11 protein-coding genes are annotated in these 17,412 nt (G+C 63.9%); 7 read left to right on the top strand and 4 right to left on the bottom strand.

Annotation, left to right across the window (positions count from 1 at the left end):
- Nucleotides 1-55 precede the first annotated feature (55 nt).
- Genes V6E02_RS06630 through V6E02_RS06620 form a run of 3 tightly spaced genes read right to left on the bottom strand, consistent with a single transcriptional unit; the run spans nt 56 to nt 5,594 of the window.
- The gene (locus V6E02_RS06630; protein ID WP_347307994.1) at nt 56-3,175 is read right to left on the bottom strand and encodes an efflux RND transporter permease subunit; all 3,120 of its coding nucleotides are present in this window, start codon (nt 3,173-3,175) and stop codon (nt 56-58) included.
- Between the two features lie 2 nt (nt 3,176-3,177).
- The gene (locus V6E02_RS06625) at nt 3,178-4,344 is read right to left on the bottom strand and encodes an efflux RND transporter periplasmic adaptor subunit (RefSeq protein ID WP_347307993.1); all 1,167 of its coding nucleotides are present in this window, start codon (nt 4,342-4,344) and stop codon (nt 3,178-3,180) included.
- Entirely contained in the window at nt 4,341-5,594 is a 1,254-nt protein-coding gene (locus V6E02_RS06620; protein ID WP_347307992.1) for a TolC family protein, read from the bottom strand. The genes V6E02_RS06625 and V6E02_RS06620 overlap by 4 nt, the downstream gene beginning before the upstream one ends.
- Nucleotides 5,595-5,715: 121 nt before the next feature.
- Between V6E02_RS06620 and V6E02_RS06615 the strand changes: the two genes are divergently transcribed.
- Nucleotides 5,716-6,390 carry a response regulator gene (locus V6E02_RS06615; protein ID WP_347307991.1) on the top strand — a complete coding sequence of 225 codons (675 nt, stop codon included), beginning with the start codon at nt 5,716-5,718 and terminating at the stop codon, nt 6,388-6,390.
- Nucleotides 6,383-7,771 (top strand): sensor histidine kinase, encoded by a 1,389-nt coding sequence (locus V6E02_RS06610; protein WP_347307990.1) that lies wholly within the window; start codon nt 6,383-6,385, stop codon nt 7,769-7,771. Before V6E02_RS06615 ends, V6E02_RS06610 begins: the two co-directional genes overlap by 8 nt.
- A 58-nt stretch (nt 7,772-7,829) precedes the next feature.
- Here the strand turns inward: V6E02_RS06610 and V6E02_RS06605 are convergent, their stop codons facing one another.
- Entirely contained in the window at nt 7,830-9,209 is a 1,380-nt protein-coding gene (locus tag V6E02_RS06605) for a cation:proton antiporter (protein WP_347307989.1), read from the bottom strand.
- A gap of 569 nt (nt 9,210-9,778) precedes the next feature.
- On the opposite strand from V6E02_RS06605, the gene V6E02_RS06600 reads away from it, so the two are divergent.
- From V6E02_RS06600 to glcF, 5 genes are all read left to right on the top strand, one after another.
- A complete protein-coding gene (locus V6E02_RS06600) occupies nt 9,779-11,995 on the top strand; it encodes a phosphoketolase family protein (protein WP_347307988.1) in 2,217 nt (738 codons plus the stop codon).
- Nucleotides 11,996-12,058: 63 nt separating this feature from the next.
- Nucleotides 12,059-13,366 carry a four-carbon acid sugar kinase family protein gene (locus tag V6E02_RS06595; protein ID WP_347307987.1) on the top strand — a complete coding sequence of 436 codons (1,308 nt, stop codon included), beginning with the start codon at nt 12,059-12,061 and terminating at the stop codon, nt 13,364-13,366.
- 60 nt (nt 13,367-13,426) lie between these two features.
- Complete coding sequence (locus tag V6E02_RS06590; protein WP_347307986.1) at nt 13,427-14,881, top strand: FAD-linked oxidase C-terminal domain-containing protein; 1,455 nt, start codon at nt 13,427-13,429, stop codon at nt 14,879-14,881.
- Between the two features lie 34 nt (nt 14,882-14,915).
- A complete protein-coding gene (glcE, locus tag V6E02_RS06585; protein WP_347307985.1) occupies nt 14,916-15,971 on the top strand; it encodes a glycolate oxidase subunit GlcE in 1,056 nt (351 codons plus the stop codon).
- Between the two features lie 159 nt (nt 15,972-16,130).
- A complete protein-coding gene (gene glcF, locus V6E02_RS06580) occupies nt 16,131-17,363 on the top strand; it encodes a glycolate oxidase subunit GlcF (RefSeq protein ID WP_347307984.1) in 1,233 nt (410 codons plus the stop codon).
- The last annotated feature ends 49 nt before the right edge of the window (nt 17,364-17,412 follow it).

Genomic DNA, 17,412 nt, shown 5'->3' with positions numbered 1-17,412 from the left:
CGTGATCGAGCGTAAGGTTCGCTGCCCGGAAAGACACCTGTTGCGCGCTCGACTTTCAGAGGTTGCCATTTCTCGGCGTCTGGTCGTTGTCGAAACCAAGCCGTCTTTCCATCGCCTGCAACATCAGCGGCAGAAGTAGCAATGTGAACGTGGTGGCCGTGACGATGCCACCGACGATCACCACGGCGAATGGCCGTTGCGTCTCCGAGCCGATGCCGTGGGAGAGTGCCGCCGGCAGCAGGCCCAGCCCCGCCATGATGGCCGTCATGAGAATGGGGCGCAGGCGCCCCACCGCGCCTTCCACCACGGCCACGCGGAAAGGCATGCCGTTACGCGTCAACTCGAGCACTTGCTCCACCATGATCACGCCGTTTTGCACCGAGATCCCGGCGACAGCGATGAAACCCACGGCGGCCGACACCGACAGGTGCAGACCTGCCAATCCCAAACCCGCGAGGCCCCCGATCAGGGTGAAGGGCACCATGAGTAACACCAATACGGCCAGATGCACCATACGAAAAGCCGCGAACAGCAACACGAAGATCAGCCCCAGGCTGACGGGTACGATGAAGGCCAGACGTTTCATGGCCCGTTGCTGGTTCTCGAACTGTCCACCCCAGGTCATGCGATAGCCGGGTGGCAAATGTACCCGTTGCGCCACCGCGGCCATGGCCTCGGCCACGAAACTGCCCTGATCGCGGCCCAGCAGATTGGCTTTCACCGACACATTGCGGCTGCCCGCTTCGCGACTCACCCGGGAAGCGCCCTGGCGCACCTCGATGGTCGCTACCGAACCCAATGACACCGTGCCAGTGTTGTTGGGCAAGGCCAATGGCAGATTGGCGATGTCGTCCACGGCATCCCGGTAGGGCTTATCCAGGCGGAGGGTGACATTGAAGCGCCGGTCACCTTCGTAGAAGGTGTTTACCACTGCTCCCCCCATCGCGGTCTGTAGCACGCCGTTGGCGGTGGCGATATCGATGCCGTAGCGAGCCAGTCGCTCCCGGTCCAGATGCACGTCCACCTCGGTCTGCCCGCCGATCTTGATTGCGGCGACGTCGGCTGCGCCTGGGATGCCGCTCAGGATGGTCGCGACCTGGTCGCCCTTGTTTTCCAGTACGCCGAGATCGGGGCCGAAGATTTTCACCGCAATCTCGCCCTTCACGCCGCTCAAGGCCTCTTCGACGTTGTCCTGAATCACCTGGGAGAAGTTGGTCGGCACACCGGGAATGGCGTGGATTTTGGCCGTCATATCGGTGATCAGCGCCTCCTTGTCCGGGAAGTGCCATTCATCCTTCGGCTTCAGATCGGCAAGGATCTCGATGTTGTTGGGCCCCTTGGGATCGGTCCCGTCGTCTGGACGGCCCACCTGGCTCACCACATTGTTGATCTCCGGATAGCTTTTGAGGATGGCCCGCACCTGCCGCTCCACCTCTTTGGTCCGCTGCAGTGCCGTCGAGGGCGGCAGCGTGATGGTCAACCAGATGTTGCCTTCATCCAGCTTGGGCAGGAACTCGCTACCCAGCCGAGGCGCTAGACCGATGGATAGCGCGAGCAGCGCCACCGAGGCGCTGCCAATGAGCACGCGGTGCTCGGCGGCCGACGCGAGGAGCCGCCGGTAAGCCTCTTGCATGCGATGTATCCACGGACTGTGCTTCTCGACCAGCCCCTCACCCTTGAGGGCAAACGTGAGTAGCGCGGGCACCAGCGTCAAAGTCAGCAAGATCGCGCCCAGTAGCGCGAAACTAAGGGTGAAGGCCATGGGCGAGAAGATTTTTCCCTCCACCCGCTGGAAGGTAAAGATGGGCAAGAAAGCCAGAATGATGATGGCCTTGGAAAACAGGATGGGATGCCCAAGGCCCACCGCCGTTTGCTTGAGCGTGTGTAAACGCCAGCCGTAACGTTCGTTCTGCCGCTCGGGAATTAGATGCGCCGCGGCCAAGCGGACCATCAGCGCCTCTACCAGTACGACTGCGCTATCGATGATGATGCCGAAGTCCACTGCTCCCAGGGAAATCAGGTTGGCCGACACGCCCCATGCGTCCATGAGAATGAAGGCAAATAGCAACGCCAGCGGGATTACCAGCGCCACGATGGTGGCGGCGCGCCAATCCCGCAGAAATACGATCAAAACCACCAGCACCAGGCTCGCGCCGAGGACCAGGTTTTCGCTCACCGTATGCACGGTGTGTCGGATCAGGTCCGTCCGGTCATAGAAGGGTAGGATGCGCACGCCTGCGGGCAGGCTGCGATTGACTTCCGCCACTTTCTTCTTGAGCGCCGCGACGACCTTGGCCGGGTCTTGACCCTTGGTCATGTTGACGATGCCTTCCACCACATCGTCGCGCGCGTTGAACGCCACGATGCCCGAGCGGGTTCGCTCTCCCACTTCCACCGTGGCGACGTCCCGCACCAAAATTGGTGTGCCATTGACGGTGGCGACGGCCACCCGACCGATGTCGTCCACGGACTCGAAGATGCCGATACCCCGGATCACTAGGGCCTCATCGCCGCGTTGCAAGAGACCACCACCAGTATTCTCGGCATTGTTGGCCAGTGCCCGACTCACCTGATCGATGCCGAGATTGAATTTGTGCAGGGCATGCGGGTTCAGACGCACCTGATATTCCTTGATGGCGCCGCCAAAACTCACGACGTCAGCCACGCCAGGTACTTGCCGCAGAGCAGGACGGATGACCCAATCCTGAATGGCGCGGAGTTCCATGAGCGGCATGCCCGGTGGCGCATCCAAGGCGTACCGATAAATTTCCCCGACGGCAGTCGTAAGCGGCGCCAGCGTAGGCTGCACATTCGGTGGCAGTGCCACTTGCTGAAGTTTTTCCAGCACCTGGGCCCGCGCAAAGTAATCATCCGTATGTTCCGAGAAAGTCAGCGTGACGATGGACAAGCCGGTCATGGAAACCGAACGCAGCTGGGTTAGGTGAGGCACCCCGCTCATCTCCATTTCGATGGGTTGCGTCACGCTGCGTTCGACTTCTTCCGGGCCTTGTCCAGGGACCTGGGTAACCACCTGCACGTGGACGTCCTCCACGTCCGGGAAGGCTTCGATGGGCAGATTGGAAAGGGCGCGCAAGCCCAACGCCACCAGGGCGGCGGTAGCGAAAAGGATGAACAGGCGTTGCTGCAGCGCAAACCCGATGAGCCGCGCGAGCATGGTCAACCGCCGGTTAGTTCGGAGTTGATCAGCAGCGCCCCGCTGGTGACGATGCGCTCACCTGCCGTGAGTCCCGCCGCGACGATGGCGTAATCGCGGTCTTGACTGGCAATGGTCACGCGTCGTTTCTGCAGGACCCCCGGTGCTGTCTCGACGAAGACGAAATAATCGAGCCCTGTCACCACCAGCGCCGTATTAGGGACGCGCACCACCGGCGGCGCGCCATCCGCTATCAAGCTGGCGCGCGCGAACATTTCAGGTTTCAGGCGCCCGTCTGGATTGGGCAGCACGCACCGCACCGGCACGCGCCGGGTGGCCGGGTCTAAGGCCACGCCGATGGAGGCAATGCGTGCATGAAACGTCTCGCCGGTAAACGCGTCCACTTCGAGATCGACGCGCTGACCCACCCGAGCCTTGCCAAGAAGCTGTTCCGGCAGGTCGATCGCCAACCAAAGGTGCGAGGGGTCGGTCACTACGAACTGCGGCCCCGGTCCGTCTGGACGAATTTCCGCGCCCGGATTGATTTGACGCTCGGCGACGACCCCGGCAATGGGCGCGCGCAGGGAAAGCCGTTCTCCATCGCGCGTGACTCCATGGGCGCCTTGAGATAGATTCGCCAGCCGCAGCGCGGTCCGCTGCGCCTCCGCCTGAGCTTGGGCGAGATCCGCTGCTGCGGCCTCCAGATCCTTCGCTGCGAGGACCTGTCCGTCGAACAACGTCTTGGCACGCTCATAGGCGGCGCGTTTCTGCTGCAAGTCGGCTCTGGCCTTGGCTGCATCGGCCACGGCGCTGCCATATTCGGGTGCATCCACCCACGCGAGAGGCTGCCCCGCCGCGACGCGATCGCCCACCTGCACCAAGATGGCGATGACACGGCCCGCCACCGGCGTGGTGACGCGGGCGGTACGGTCTTCATCGTAAACGATGCGCGCTGGCAGGGGCGGCGAGGCCGGTGCAGCCACCATCGTCACCGGCTGGATGCGCAGGTAGGCGAGCTGCGGGGCATCGGGCGCGAAGCGCAGGATGTTGGGTGAATGTGCCAGCTGTGCCGGCGGCGCGGGCGCAGGCGTTTCCGGGCGCCGCTGCCACCAGCGGGTGGCGGCGACCGCCGCGGCAACGAGCGATAAAACCAGTAAGAGGCGTTTGTCGAATCGGATCGCTCCCATCATTGATCGGCCTCCACGACCATCTTCCAAGCGGCAACTGCCCGTGCATAGTCGGCTTGAGCATTTTCCGCCTCCAACAGGGTGGCCTTCAGGGTGCGGCGCGCATCGAGCAAATCCATGACGCCCATGGCGCCATGAAGGTAGGCAAACTCGGCAGCATCCGCTGCCCGCTGGGCTTGTCGCAGGATGTCGCCGCGGTAGCGCAGGACGCGCTCACGGGCGACCTGTAGGGCGGCGCGGGCCTGCATCACCTCGGTACGCGCCTGGGCGCGGGTGCGTTCCACGGCGTCTTCCGCCGCCAAACGGTCGACTTCGGCGCGGCGGATCTCGCCTGCGTAATCGGAACCGGTGAACAACGGCACGCTGATGCCAAACCCATACATGCTGCGACCGTCCGGCGGAAAATGTTCGTATTGCACGCCCACTATCACGTCGCGCTTGCGCAAGGCGCGGGCCAGTTCCCGATTCTTGTCCGCCATGGCGAGCCGAGCCTGGGCCGCTTGCACATCGGGCCGGCGGGATATCAATTGCTCGAGGTCGGCATCCGGCGGAACCGGTTCCAAGGCCGGCCAGTCATCGACCGCCTGCAAGCGTGACGCCACCGCCTCCGCGCCCAGCAGATAAGCCAACGCCGATTGGGCTTGAAACAACTGCGCCTCCGCCTCGGCTAGGTCGTTTCCCGCGCGCACGGCATCGATGTGGATGCGCGCGACATCGGTGGGTGCAACATCGCCGGCGCGCAAGCGTTTCTCGGCTGCGTCCACGAGGTTGCGATAAAGCCGCGCCGAGTCACGCAGGATGGCGAGCCGGCGCTGCGCCAGAACCAGATCGTAATAAGCTGCGGCCACCGCGCCCCGCGTGCGGCGCGCCGTGTCCGCCAGATCTTGGGCACTGGCTGCCACGGCGTGCTCTGCGGCTGCGATGCGCAGTTCACGTTTGCCGCCACGTTCCACCGGTTGGTCAACGCGCACCGTCGTGTCCACGGTCTTGTCCCACGGGCGTCCCGCGCCGATCCCGGCAGAGGGATTGATGGCGGTCGTGTTGACCGAAAACGTTGCGTTGGGTCCTTGGCTTGCGGTCTTGACATCCGCACGCGCTGCTTCCAGCGCTCTGCGTGCCACAATGAGCTCGCGGTTTCTTTGCGCCGCGAGCGCTTGGGCCTGGGTGAGTGAGAGAGGGGTCGGCAGCTCGGGGGCGATGCCGGGCGGCAGCGATGACTCTCCCCAGGCCGCGCCTGCCACGGCGACGGCCATCCAAACCACCCACGTGGGTACTTTTCTCACTGAGGATTGCATTCCGTTAAACTGGGCGGCCGTGCACGGTGCGCCAGCATAGCGACAATGGCTTACATCACACTTACACAGGGGTGCGCAGGTGAGAATTCTGGTCGCCGAAGATGACTCCGTATTGGCCGACGCTTTGCAGACATCGCTTAGACAGGCGGGGCACGCCGTCGACTGGGTCGGCATGGGCAGCGATGCGGATACCGCTTTGTTGCACGCGGTCTATGATCTGATCATCCTTGACGTCGGCCTGCCGCGCATGGATGGGTTCGAGGTTTTGCGCCGGCTACGGAGCCGCGGCTGCCAAGCACCGGTATTGATCCTCACCGCCCGCGACGCGGTGGAAGACCGAGTCAAGGGACTCGATCTGGGCGCGGACGACTACCTGACCAAACCTTTCGCCTTGCAGGAGCTGGAGGCCCGGGTCCGCGCATTGCTGCGCCGTGGCCAGGGTGGTTCGTCGGCCGTTCTTGCTTGCGGCTCGCTTCGCTATGACACGACCAGCCGGCGCGTTACCGTGGACGGCACGGCGATAGAGGTGTCGCCACGCGAGCTGGCAGTGCTGGAAAGCCTGCTACTCAATGCCGGCAAGCTGGTCAGCAAGGAACAGCTGGTGGAACAACTGTGTGACTGGGGCGAGCAGGTGAGCACCAATGCCATCGAGGTCTACATACACCGGCTACGGAGAAAGCTCGAGTCGGCCAGCGTAGAAATCAAGACCATCCGCGGCCTCGGCTATGTTTTGGAAAAACCTCGTGATGCCTAACGGCGTCTCGCTGCGTGGCCAACTGCTGGGGTGGCTGTTGCTGCCTCTGTTCTTACTGCTTTCGGTCGCTGCCTTCCTTGTCTACTCGGAGACGGTCAAGCTTACCACCCTCGCCTATGATCGGGCCCTGTTCGATTCGACTCGGGCGCTGTCGCGCCAAGTCCAGGTCCGGGACGGCAGGATAGAAGTGGATCTGCCAGCAGAAGCGCGCGCCATTCTGCGTTACGACGAGCGCGACACGATCTATTTTCAGGTAAAAGATGCCGCAGGCCGCGTCATTGCTGGTGACCACGATATGCCCGTACCCCCCGCAGCCCTGCACCGTGTGGACCTGCCGATTTTCTATGACGCGAAGCTCAATGGGCGCAGTGTGCGCGTTGCCGCCGTGTTCATCCCCAGCCCCCTTGGAACGGGCACGGGCGAAACCTTGATCCAGGTTGCAGAGACGGTGTTCAAGCGGGATTCCATCATGCGCGATGCGTTGGTAGGCATCGTGGTCATGCAGCTGTGCATTTTGGCATCCACTGCGTTGCTGGTCTGGCTGGGTGTACGGCAGGGGTTGGCGCCGCTGGATGGTCTTCAGGCCGAGATTGCCAGCCGCTCCCACTTGGATCTAAGGGCCGTGCCGGAACGGGACGCGCCGCTGGAAGTCCGCCCTCTAGTGCGTTCCATCAATGATCTGTTACAGCGCCTGGAAGCCAACATCGACGCCCAGCGCCGCTTCATTGCCTATGCCGCCCATCAGTTGCGGACTCCGCTGGCAGGCATCAAAACCCAGGCCGAACTGGCGTTGCGCGAGACGACGCCGCAGGCCATGCGGCATGCGCTGGAGCAACTCCACATCAGCGCGGAGCGCGCCACGCACCTGGCGAACCAGCTCTTGGCTCTGGCCCGCGCGGAGCCCGGGGCGTTGTCGGAGACGCATTTTTGCCGCCTGGATTTGACCCGCCTGGTGAAGGAGGCAAGCATTGCCTGGGTACCGGAAGCGCTCAGCAAGGGAATCGATCTGGGATATGAGGGCAGTAGCGTGGAGGTGATGGTGCGTGGGGACCCGCTGTTGTTGCGAGAGATGGTCAACAATCTGCTGGACAACGCCATCCGCTACTGCCCACCCGGCACGCAAGTGACGGCCCGCGTCATGAACGAAGGTCGCCCTACCCTGGTGATCGAGGACGATGGTCCGGGGATTCCAGCGCCAGACCGGGACCGAGTGTTCCAGCGGTTCTATCGCGCAGTCGTCGGCGATGTCGGTGGCACCGGCCTCGGCTTGGCCATCGTTGCCGACGGTGCGAAGGCTCATGGCGCGAGCGTGCGGCTGGAAAGCCTGGATGGTGCCAGTGGTACCCGTATCACCATCGTGTTTCCACCTGCCCAGGAATGACGAGACCGCCGCTGTCGCGGGAATGAGGGCTGGCACCTATGCCAGGTTCGATCATCGTTCAGCCCTCGCGGCGCTGTTGATGGCGAATGAGTGGCGAAAGGATCATCGGCGTGAGCAAGGTGGTGAGCATGACCATGATCACGACCACCGAGAACTCTTCCTTGGTCACCACGCCCAGCTGGCTGCCCACCACGGCGAAGATGAGGCCCACTTCGCCGCGGGGGGCCATGCCCCAACCCACCAGCCAGCGATTGGCTTGGCCCGCTGCCAGGCCCGACACCAGCTTGCCGGCGAAGGCGATGGCGGTGACTGCCAGCGCCACCAGCACAGTATGCCAGTCCGCCAGCGTGGTGAGGTCCACTTGCATGCCCGTATAGACGAAGAATAGGGGCACGAACAGATTGGCCACCGGCATGGTCAGTGCTTCCAGATGATGGTCCGCGTGCTTTTCCAGCACCTGGCTGACGCGGCGATGGGTTTCCGCCGGCGCCCCGTCGAGGGCGGCGCGCACGTCTGGAATTACCGCCATCTGCTCGTAGTCCTTGAATATCACTTCGTCGAGCACTAGGCCGGCGGCGAAGGCGCCGACGATGGGCGCTAGGCCCATTTCGCCGGCAACCCAGGCTAGCAGCAGACAGGTGCTGATGGCCACTGCGAATTTCATCCCCACACCGGTATGGATGCGGGCGAAGCCCCGGCTCACGAGGGGCGCGAAGCGCTGGCCGATGATCACCGCGCCTGCCAGGAACAGAACCGCCTTGAGAATGATCCAGCCCACGGCCGTGAGGCTCACGCTGCCGGTGGTGACGATGCCCGACACGACCGCCAGGATGATGAGGCCGATGACGTCGTCGATCACCGCCGCGCCTAGCACGATCTGCGCTTCGGCCGACTTGAGGGCGTTCATGTCCTTGAACACGCGCGCCGTGACGCCTACGCTCGTGGCGGTGAGGGTTGCGCCCAAGAACAAATGACCATTGAAGCTCATGTCCGGGAACAGATAGGGACCCAGCAGCACGCCCAGGGCGAAAGGGGCGGCCACGCCTATACAGGCCACCAGAAAGGCGCGCCAGCCCACTTTACGCATAGCCTGTACCTCCGACTCCAGCCCAATCTGGAACAGCAGGATGATGACGCCGAATTCGGCGAGGAAGCGCAGCACCTCGTCGTGACGGGCCGCCTCCAGGCCGGTGATGCCCACAAGCGCGAGATTGCCAAGGAGAATGCCTGCCAGTAGTTCACCCACGACTGCCGGCTGGCCGAAACGCTCCACCAGGCTAGAGAGTTTGGCGCTCATGAGGAGCAATGCGATCCAGGCAAGATGCAGGGCCGTGCCGCTGCCGCCGGCGGCGAGCGCCGTGTGCGGCAAGAGGGTGATTAGGCCCAGCAACAGGGCCAGCTTGCGGAAGGGGCGTCGACGGGGCGGTTGGGCCAACATGGTTTCAGCGAAGGGTGGGCAGTGGAAGCCGCCGATTATAGCCGTGTAGGCATGGCGGTGTGGCCTGACAGGTGTGGCAGTGGGTCAAAAGCCCGCTGGGCGCCTTCCAGGACGGCGAAAAGATGACGCTGAAACAAGTGCAGGCCCCCATGCCGGAGGTGCTCGACCGCATTCGTAGCGGCCTCGGTGAGGCCCGCTTCGATCTCGCCGCCCAACTTGATTGAGCATTACGTAAATAGGTGACACCTTTGTCTCGTCCCCGCGCAAGCGGGGACCCAGGAACATGGCGACGAAGACCCTGGATTCCCGCTTTCGCGGGAATGACGTTTGACTTACGCAGCCTGTCAACGACTTACGTAACGCTCAATAGCTGGCGCTTATCGGCGACGATCGCTTCGAGACATCCCTCACCCTGCGTCGTCACGACGACCTCGACTGATCCATCGGCTAGTGGGATGTCATGGCATCAGCATGGCACGCCGGGTGCGCGTTGACATTTTCGCGCCACTTGCTATCCTTTTCACAGAGCAAATCGTCTTTCCGCATTGTGAAAACACCAGGAGCATTCCATGCGCGCTGCCCACTCGCCTGCGAGCGACCAGATTCCTGACTTCTGCCATGGCATTCAGTATTTTGCCGACACCCTGCCCGGACTCGACACGCTCGCCGCGCAGCCGGTGTTGGGGGAGGGCGTGCCCGCCATCAGCGACCCCAACGATCCGCGCGCGGTCTATCAAACGCTACTCGCGGCCGATGCCCTGCGTTATCTCACCTTGCAAGTGACGGGCGCCAAGTCCTCCGGTCACCCAGGGGGGGTCGCCAGTTCCGCCGAAGCCTATGCTGCCATGGTGATGCTCGGGCACACCCACATCGTCACCGAAGTGGGGCATCATGCGCCGGGCTTCTACAGCGCCATGTTTCTCGATACCTCGCTGGAGGAAATGGGCATCAAGACCGTGGCCGACATGCGGGCGCGCTTTCGGGAGATGCACGGCCTGCTCGGTCATCTTTCTGGTGCCATTCCGGGCCTGCTCGCGCCCGCGGGGCCCTTGGGCCAAGGGCAGCACTTTGCCCTGGCCGGCGCCTATTTGCATCGGGATAAGCTGTTCCCAGTCACCATCGGCGATGGGGGCCTGGGCGAGCCCTACATCATGAGCGCCTTCCAGCACTTCAATACGGCCTATCCCGAGATCACCAACTTCTTGCCCATCCTGATCTGGAACGGCTATTCCCAGGAACACCACAGCATGTGTTCCACTTGGGATAACGAGCGCATGCTCGATTACTGGCACGCGCACGGCTTCCGTCACGTCTATCTCATCAACGCCAAGGATTTCGACGACGCCAATCAGCCGGGCGAATACGTGGACAGCACCAAGTTTTCCTGGCAGCGACGGCTGGAATTCGTGGGCTTTTTGCTGCGCGCCGCCAAGGTGGCCGCCGACTACGCCATGAATGGCGAGATGACGGCGCTCATCGTCAAGCAATTGAAGGGCGCGGGCGTGCATGCCCTGGGTGCCAAGTCCCACAATCTCTACGCACACCACACCCTCGACAGTGAGGATGTGAAGAGCGCGCTTGAGCGCCGCGCGCTGCCACCCCAGGCCTGGCGGGTGGTGCGGGAGAATTTCCGTCATGCGGGGGGTGGGCCGGCGGTCAAGACCGTGGTTACCGAATTCGAATTGCCCCTGCCGCCCCTGGGCAAGCTGCCGCTGCACGAGACGCCTCCTGGTCGCGAAAACAAGGTGCCCACCACCGCCTTCGGCGAAATCGTCGCGGCGGTGGGCAAAAAGGATCCCAAGTTCATCGTGACCAATGCCGACGGCAACGAGGCTTCGGGCATGGCCAATATCAACAAAGCGTTGATCATCCGCCATCCGACTCAGGATGACCTGTATTTCCAAGGGCCCACCGGCCAGGTGTATGAACCCCTCAACGAGGATGCCTGCGCAGGACTCGCCGTGGGCATCTCCCTGTTCGGCGGGCGCGCCCTGTGGTGCTCCTATGAGTCTTTCGCCATCAATGGCCTGCCCATTTGGCAAACGGTGACCCAGGCCATGGCCGAACTACGGCGCAAGACGCCGGCCGCGGTGGCTCTGTTCACCGCGGGTGCCCTGGAGCAGGGGCGCAACGGCTGGACCCATCAGCGTCCCGAGATCGAGGCCTATTTCGCCGCCATGATGCGCAATGGCAATGTCTATCCCCTGTTTCCGGTAGACGCCAACATGATCCAAGTCTGCTACGAATGGGCGCTAAACCAGTACAACAAGGGCATCATCATCACCGCCTCCAAGTCGCCGCTGCCAGTGCGCACCAGTTTGGCCGAGGGGCGCCGCGCGGTGGAGGAGGGCGCCATCGTGCTGCAAGAGACCAAGGGGCGACACATGGTGGTGTTCGGCGTCACCGGCGACATGGTGCTGCTGCCGGTGTTCGAGGCGGCGCGCAGGCTCGCGGAGCAAGGCATCGGGTCGCGCATCGTGGCCATCGTCAATCCACGCCGGCTCTACCGCCCGACCGATGTGGCGTGGGATACCGTCGCCCAGCCCGACGGTGTTTTCATGAGCCGTGAACGCTTCGACGAGCTGTTCCATGGCGATGTGCTGCTGGGCGTCTCCGGCGGGCCCGGCGCCATGCTGGAGCCGCTGCTGCTACGCAGCGCGGCCATGATGCGTGACGTATACTGCTGGAAGCGCGGCGAAACCGCCGCAAGCCCCGACCAGCTGTTCGACTTCAATCGCCTCAATGGCGAGGCGATGGCGAAGCGGGCAATGGAGTTGTTGGGCTGAATCCCTTGCGCCAGCAAGGCACAGCGGCATTGCCGTCTGCGTGTCTTGCTGCGGTGAAGCGATATGCAACCGAAAATCATCGTTCTCGACGACGATCCCACCGGTTCCCAGACCGTGCACAGTTGTCTAATGCTCACGCGCTGGGATGTGGACACGCTGCGTGTGGGGCTTGCCGATGCTTCGCCCCTCTTCTTTGTCCTCACCAACACCCGCGCCATGGACGCGGAGCAGGCTGCGGCGGTGACCTGGGAGGTTTGCCACAACCTGAAGGAAGCGCTGCAGGGCTTCGACCGCCTCGTGCTCTACGTCTCCCGTTCCGATTCCACCCTGCGTGGCCACTATCCCGTCGAGACGGACGTCATGGCGCGCGTGCTTGGCCCCTTCGATGCCCATTTCCTGATTCCCGCCTTTTTCGAGGGCGGGCGCTTCACCGTGCGCGGCATTCACTACGTGCGCGTGGGTGACAAGGCGGTGCCGGCTCATGAAACCGAGTTCGCCAAGGACTCGGTGTTCGGCTACCAACACAGTTATCTGCCGGCCTACGTGGAGGAGAAGACCCACGGCCGCATCCGTGCCGACGAGGTGGTGCATTTTCCCCTGGAAGAAATCCGCGCCGGCGCCACCTACGACAAGCTGATGGCCCTCAACGACAATGCCTGCTGCGTCGTGGACGCCGAGCGTCAGGAAGATCTGAACATGTTCGCCGACGAAGTGCTCAGCGCCGTGGAACACGGCAAGCGCTTCCTGTTCCGCAGTGCGGCGAGTTGGCTTACCGCGCTCACCCGTTTGCCGCCGCAACCGGTGCCAGCCGAGCGCATGGGCCAGTATGTCAAGCCTGGTCGCGCCGGCATCGTGGTGGTGGGTTCCCACGTCAAGAAGACCACGGAACAACTAAAGCGGCTTTTGCGTGAGCCGGGCATCGTCCCGGTGGAAGTGGATGTGGAACTGTTGCCGGAACGGAGCGAGTCGCTGCTTGCGCAAGTGGTGGAAAAGGTGAGGCAGATTCACGCCGCAGGGGATACGCCGGTGGTCTATACCTCACGCACCGAGCGCCAGTTTCCGGACACGGCTACACGCCTGCGTTTTGGCGAGCAGGTGTCGGCGTTCCTGATGAGCGTGGTGCATGCTTTGCCACCCACCATTGGCTACATTGTCAGCAAGGGGGGCATCACCTCCAACGACATGCTGTCCAAGGGTTTGCAGCTTGCGGCTGCTCGCATCGTCGGCCAGATTCTGCCGGGCTGCTCGGTGGTGCTCACGCCACCCGACCATCCCCATCTGCCCGACATGCCGGTGGTGATCTTTCCCGGCAATGTGGGCGACGAAGACGCACTGGCCACCGTGTACAATCGCCTGCGAACCTCTACCTGAAAACTGCGGGTTTGGCGCGGGCCGCGTAAGCCCGCGCGACCGCCGCCTCCAAGGCTTGCCGTGAAATCCGACCGCATCCACAAGCGCCTGCGCGAAATCCTTCCGCCCGGTGCGCTGCTCACCGAGCGCGAGGACGTGGCACCCTACGAGACCGATGGCCTCACCGCCTTTCGGCGACTGCCGATGGCGGTGGCCATTCCCGAGACGGAAGAACAGGTGCGGCAGATCCTGCGCGCCTGTTACGAGGAAGGTGTGCCGGTGGTGGCGCGTGGGTCGGGCACCGGTTTGTCCGGCGGCGCTTTGCCCCACGAGTCGGGGGTGCTGCTGTCCCTTGCCCGCTTCAACCGCATCCTGCACGTCGACCCGCTGGCGCGTATCGCCCGAGTGGAGCCGGGTGTGCCCAATCTGGCCATTTCCGAAGCGGTGGCGCCCTTTGGCCTGTACTATGCGCCCGATCCTTCCAGTCAGATCGCCTGTTCCATCGGCGGCAACGTGGCGGAAAACTCGGGCGGGGTGCACTGCCTGAAATACGGCCTCACGGTGCACAACATTCTTGCCCTGCGCGTCCTCACCATCGAGGGCGAGGTGCTGGAAATCGGTTCCGAGGCCTTGGATGCGCCTGGTTACGACTTCCTTGCCCTATTGACTGGCAGCGAGGGCATGCTGGGGGTGATCACCCAGGTCACGGTCAAACTCCTGCCCAAACCCGAGCGTGCCCAGGTGATCATGGCCGGCTTTGACGACGTAAAGAAGGCGGGCGCGGCGGTGGGCGCCATCATTGCCGCCGGCATCGTCCCGGCGGGGCTGGAAATGATGGACAAACTCGCAATCCATGCCGCAGAAGATTTCGTCCATGCCGGTTATCCCCTCGATGTGGAGGCTATCCTGCTGTGTGAGCTGGATGGCACCGAGGCCGAGGTGGAGGAGGAAATGGAAAAGGTGCGCGGCGTGCTCGCCGCGGCCGGTGCCACCCGCCTGCGCGTGGCCCAGGACGAGGCGCAGCGGCTGCGGCTATGGGCGGGACGCAAGGCCGCCTTCCCGGCGGTGGGGCGCATCTCGCCCGATTATTACTGTATGGACGGCACCATTCCCAGAAAACGGCTGCCGGAAGTATTGGCCCGCATCGCAGCGCTGTCGCGGGAATACGGACTTGCGGTGGCCAATGTCTTCCACGCCGGCGACGGCAATCTGCATCCCCTCATTCTCTACGACGCCAACAAACCGGGGGAATTGGCGCGCGCGGAAGCCTTCGGCGGCAGGATCCTGGAAGCCTGCGTGGAAGCCGGCGGCACCATCACCGGCGAGCACGGGGTAGGCGTGGAGAAGATCGACCAGATGTGTGTGCAGTTCCGCTCCAAGGAGCTTTTGCTATTCCACGCCATCAAGCAGGCGTGGGATGTCAGGGGGTTGCTCAACCCCGGCAAGGCCGTTCCTACCCTTAACCGCTGCGCGGAATTCGGCGCCATGCACGTGCACGGTGGCCAGCTCAAGTTTCCGGACATCCCGCGCTTCTAGAGCGGGCGGGGGACACAGGGGGAGCGGCTGTCCAATGGAAAACTTGCGGGAACAGTTCTCGGAGGCCATCAAACAGGCCGCAGCCCGTCGGCGGCCGGTGCGCATCCGCGGCTTTGGCTCCAAGGATTTCTACGGGGGCGTGCCGCGGGGCGAAGTGCTGGACACCACTCGCTACACCGGGGTGGTGGATTACGCGCCGGAGGAACTGGTGATCACCGCCCGCGCCGGCACGCCGCTGGCCGAGATCGAGGCGGTGCTGGCGGAGAAGAACCAGATGTTGCCCTTCGAGCCCCCCCATTTCGGCCCGCGCGCCACGCTGGGTGGCTGTATCGCCGCAGGTCTGTCGGGACCGCGCCGGCCCTATGCCGGCGCGGTGCGCGATTTCGTGCTGGGCGTGCTGCTCATGGATGGGCGTGGCGACGTCCTGCGCTTCGGTGGTCAGGTGATGAAGAACGTGGCCGGTTATGACGTCTCTCGTCTGGTCACCGGCGCCCTGGGCACCCTCGGCCTCATTCTCGAAATCTCGCTCAAGGTGTTGCCGCGGCCTGCGGCGGAAATCACGCTGCAGATGGAGATGGATGCCACCGCAGCCCTCATCGCCATGAACCGTTGGGCTGGTGAGCCGTTGCCCATTTCCGCCACCTGCTACCACGACCACGTGCTCACCGTCCGCCTATCGGGAGCGCAGGCCGCGGTGCGCGCCGCGCAGGTCCGCCTGGGGGGCCAGGTGCTGGCCGCGGGGGAGGCGTTTTGGCGTGGCATTCGGGAGCACAGCGCCAACTTCTTCCGGGACGCACGCCCCTTGTGGCGCATCTCGCTGCCTTCCACCCGCTCTCTGGATTTGCCGGGCAAGCAACTGCTGGAATGGGGCGGTGCCCTGCGCTGGGTATTCACCGACGCCGATACTGCGACGGTGCGTGCCGCCGCTCAGGCCGCGGGCGGGCATGCCACGCTGTTTCGCGCCACGCGCAAGCAAGGGCCGGTGTTTTCGCCCTTGCCCGCGCCTTTGCTGGCCTTGCACAAGCGGGTCAAGCAGGCTTTCGATCCCCATGGCATCTTCAATCCCGGCCGGATGTATGACGAGTTCTGAGTTGCGGCCGCCGAGATACGCCCAGCATGGGCGGCGAGCCGGGCACAACACTGTGCCCATGCCGTGGCGAGTACGGCGCATCCTCGCCTTCCATCGCCCTGTGCGGGATCGCGTCGAAGTAGGCCCTGTAGGCCATGGGCCGTTTGAACCAAACCCAACATGCAGACGCAGCTAGCCGACTTCATCCGTGACACCCCGCAAGGCCGCGAGGCCGACCGCATTCTGCGCACTTGCGTGCACTGTGGGTTTTGTCTTGCCACTTGCCCCACCTACCAGGTGCTGGGCGATGAGCTGGACAGCCCCCGCGGGCGCATCTATCTCATCAAGCGCATGCTGGAGGGTGAACCGGCATCGCAAAAGACGCTTGCCCACCTGGACCGCTGTCTGACCTGCCGCGCCTGCGAGACCACTTGTCCTTCGGGCGTGGAATACGCGCGCCTGCTGGACATCGGCCGTCACCTGGCGGAGGAACGCGTGGGGCGCAGCTTGGCCAACCGCATGGCACGGCGCATGCTGCGTTACGTGTTGGCCGAGACGCGTCGCTTCGCGCCCGTGCTCGCCCTCGCACGCAGGTTGCGTCCCCTGCTGCCCAAGGTTTGGCAACGGCAGATCCCTTCTTTACGTCCCGCCGCTGCCTGGCCAGCCGTCCGGCACCCGCGGCGCATGCTGGTGCTGGCAGGCTGCGTGCAACCGGCGCTCGCGCCCAACATCAACGCCGCCGCCGCGCGCCTGCTTGACCGATTGGGCATCAGCTTGGTGGTGGCGCCAGAGGCAGGATGCTGCGGCGCCTTGTCCTTTCATCTGAATGCTCAGGAGGAGGCGCGCGACTACATGCGCCGCAACATCGATGCCTGGTGGCCTCATGTGGAGGCCGGGGTGGAAGCGATCGTGATGACCGCCAGCGGCTGTGGCGTGATGGTTCGCGATTACGGCCATTATCTGCGTGAGGATGCGCGCTATGCGGAAAAGGCACGACGCATCTCGGCGCTCACCCGCGACGTGGCCGAAGTGGTGTTGGCGCAAGAGGAACGGCTCGCCAGCCTGGTGCAAGCGTCGGTTCGGGAGCGGGTCGGTGCGGTGGCGGTGCATACGCCCTGCACCCTGCAGCACGGACAAAAGCTCAAGGGGCTGTTGGAGCGCATCCTCGCTCGCGCCGGTGTGAACATCGCGCCGGCACCAGAGGGGCATTTGTGCTGTGGTTCGGCGGGGACGTATTCCATCCTGCAGAAATCATTGTCGCAGCAACTGCTCGCGCGCAAGGTCGCGGCCCTGGAAGGCGCCCGGCCGGCACGCATCGTCACCGCCAACATCGGCTGTCTTACGCATTTGCAGAGCGGCACGCGGCTTCCCGTGAGCCATTGGGTGGAGCTTCTCGACGAGCTCACGGCTTGAGCTTGGCTGGGGGCTAGCCTATGCTAAGCCTCACGATAATGTGAAGTGG

The sequence above is a fragment of the Thiobacter sp. AK1 genome (genome assembly GCF_039822265.1).
GTDB lineage: Bacteria > Pseudomonadota > Gammaproteobacteria > Burkholderiales > Thiobacteraceae > Thiobacter > Thiobacter aerophilum.
Note: the sequence above shows the minus strand (reverse complement) of the source record. Positions and strands in the feature narration are given on the sequence as shown.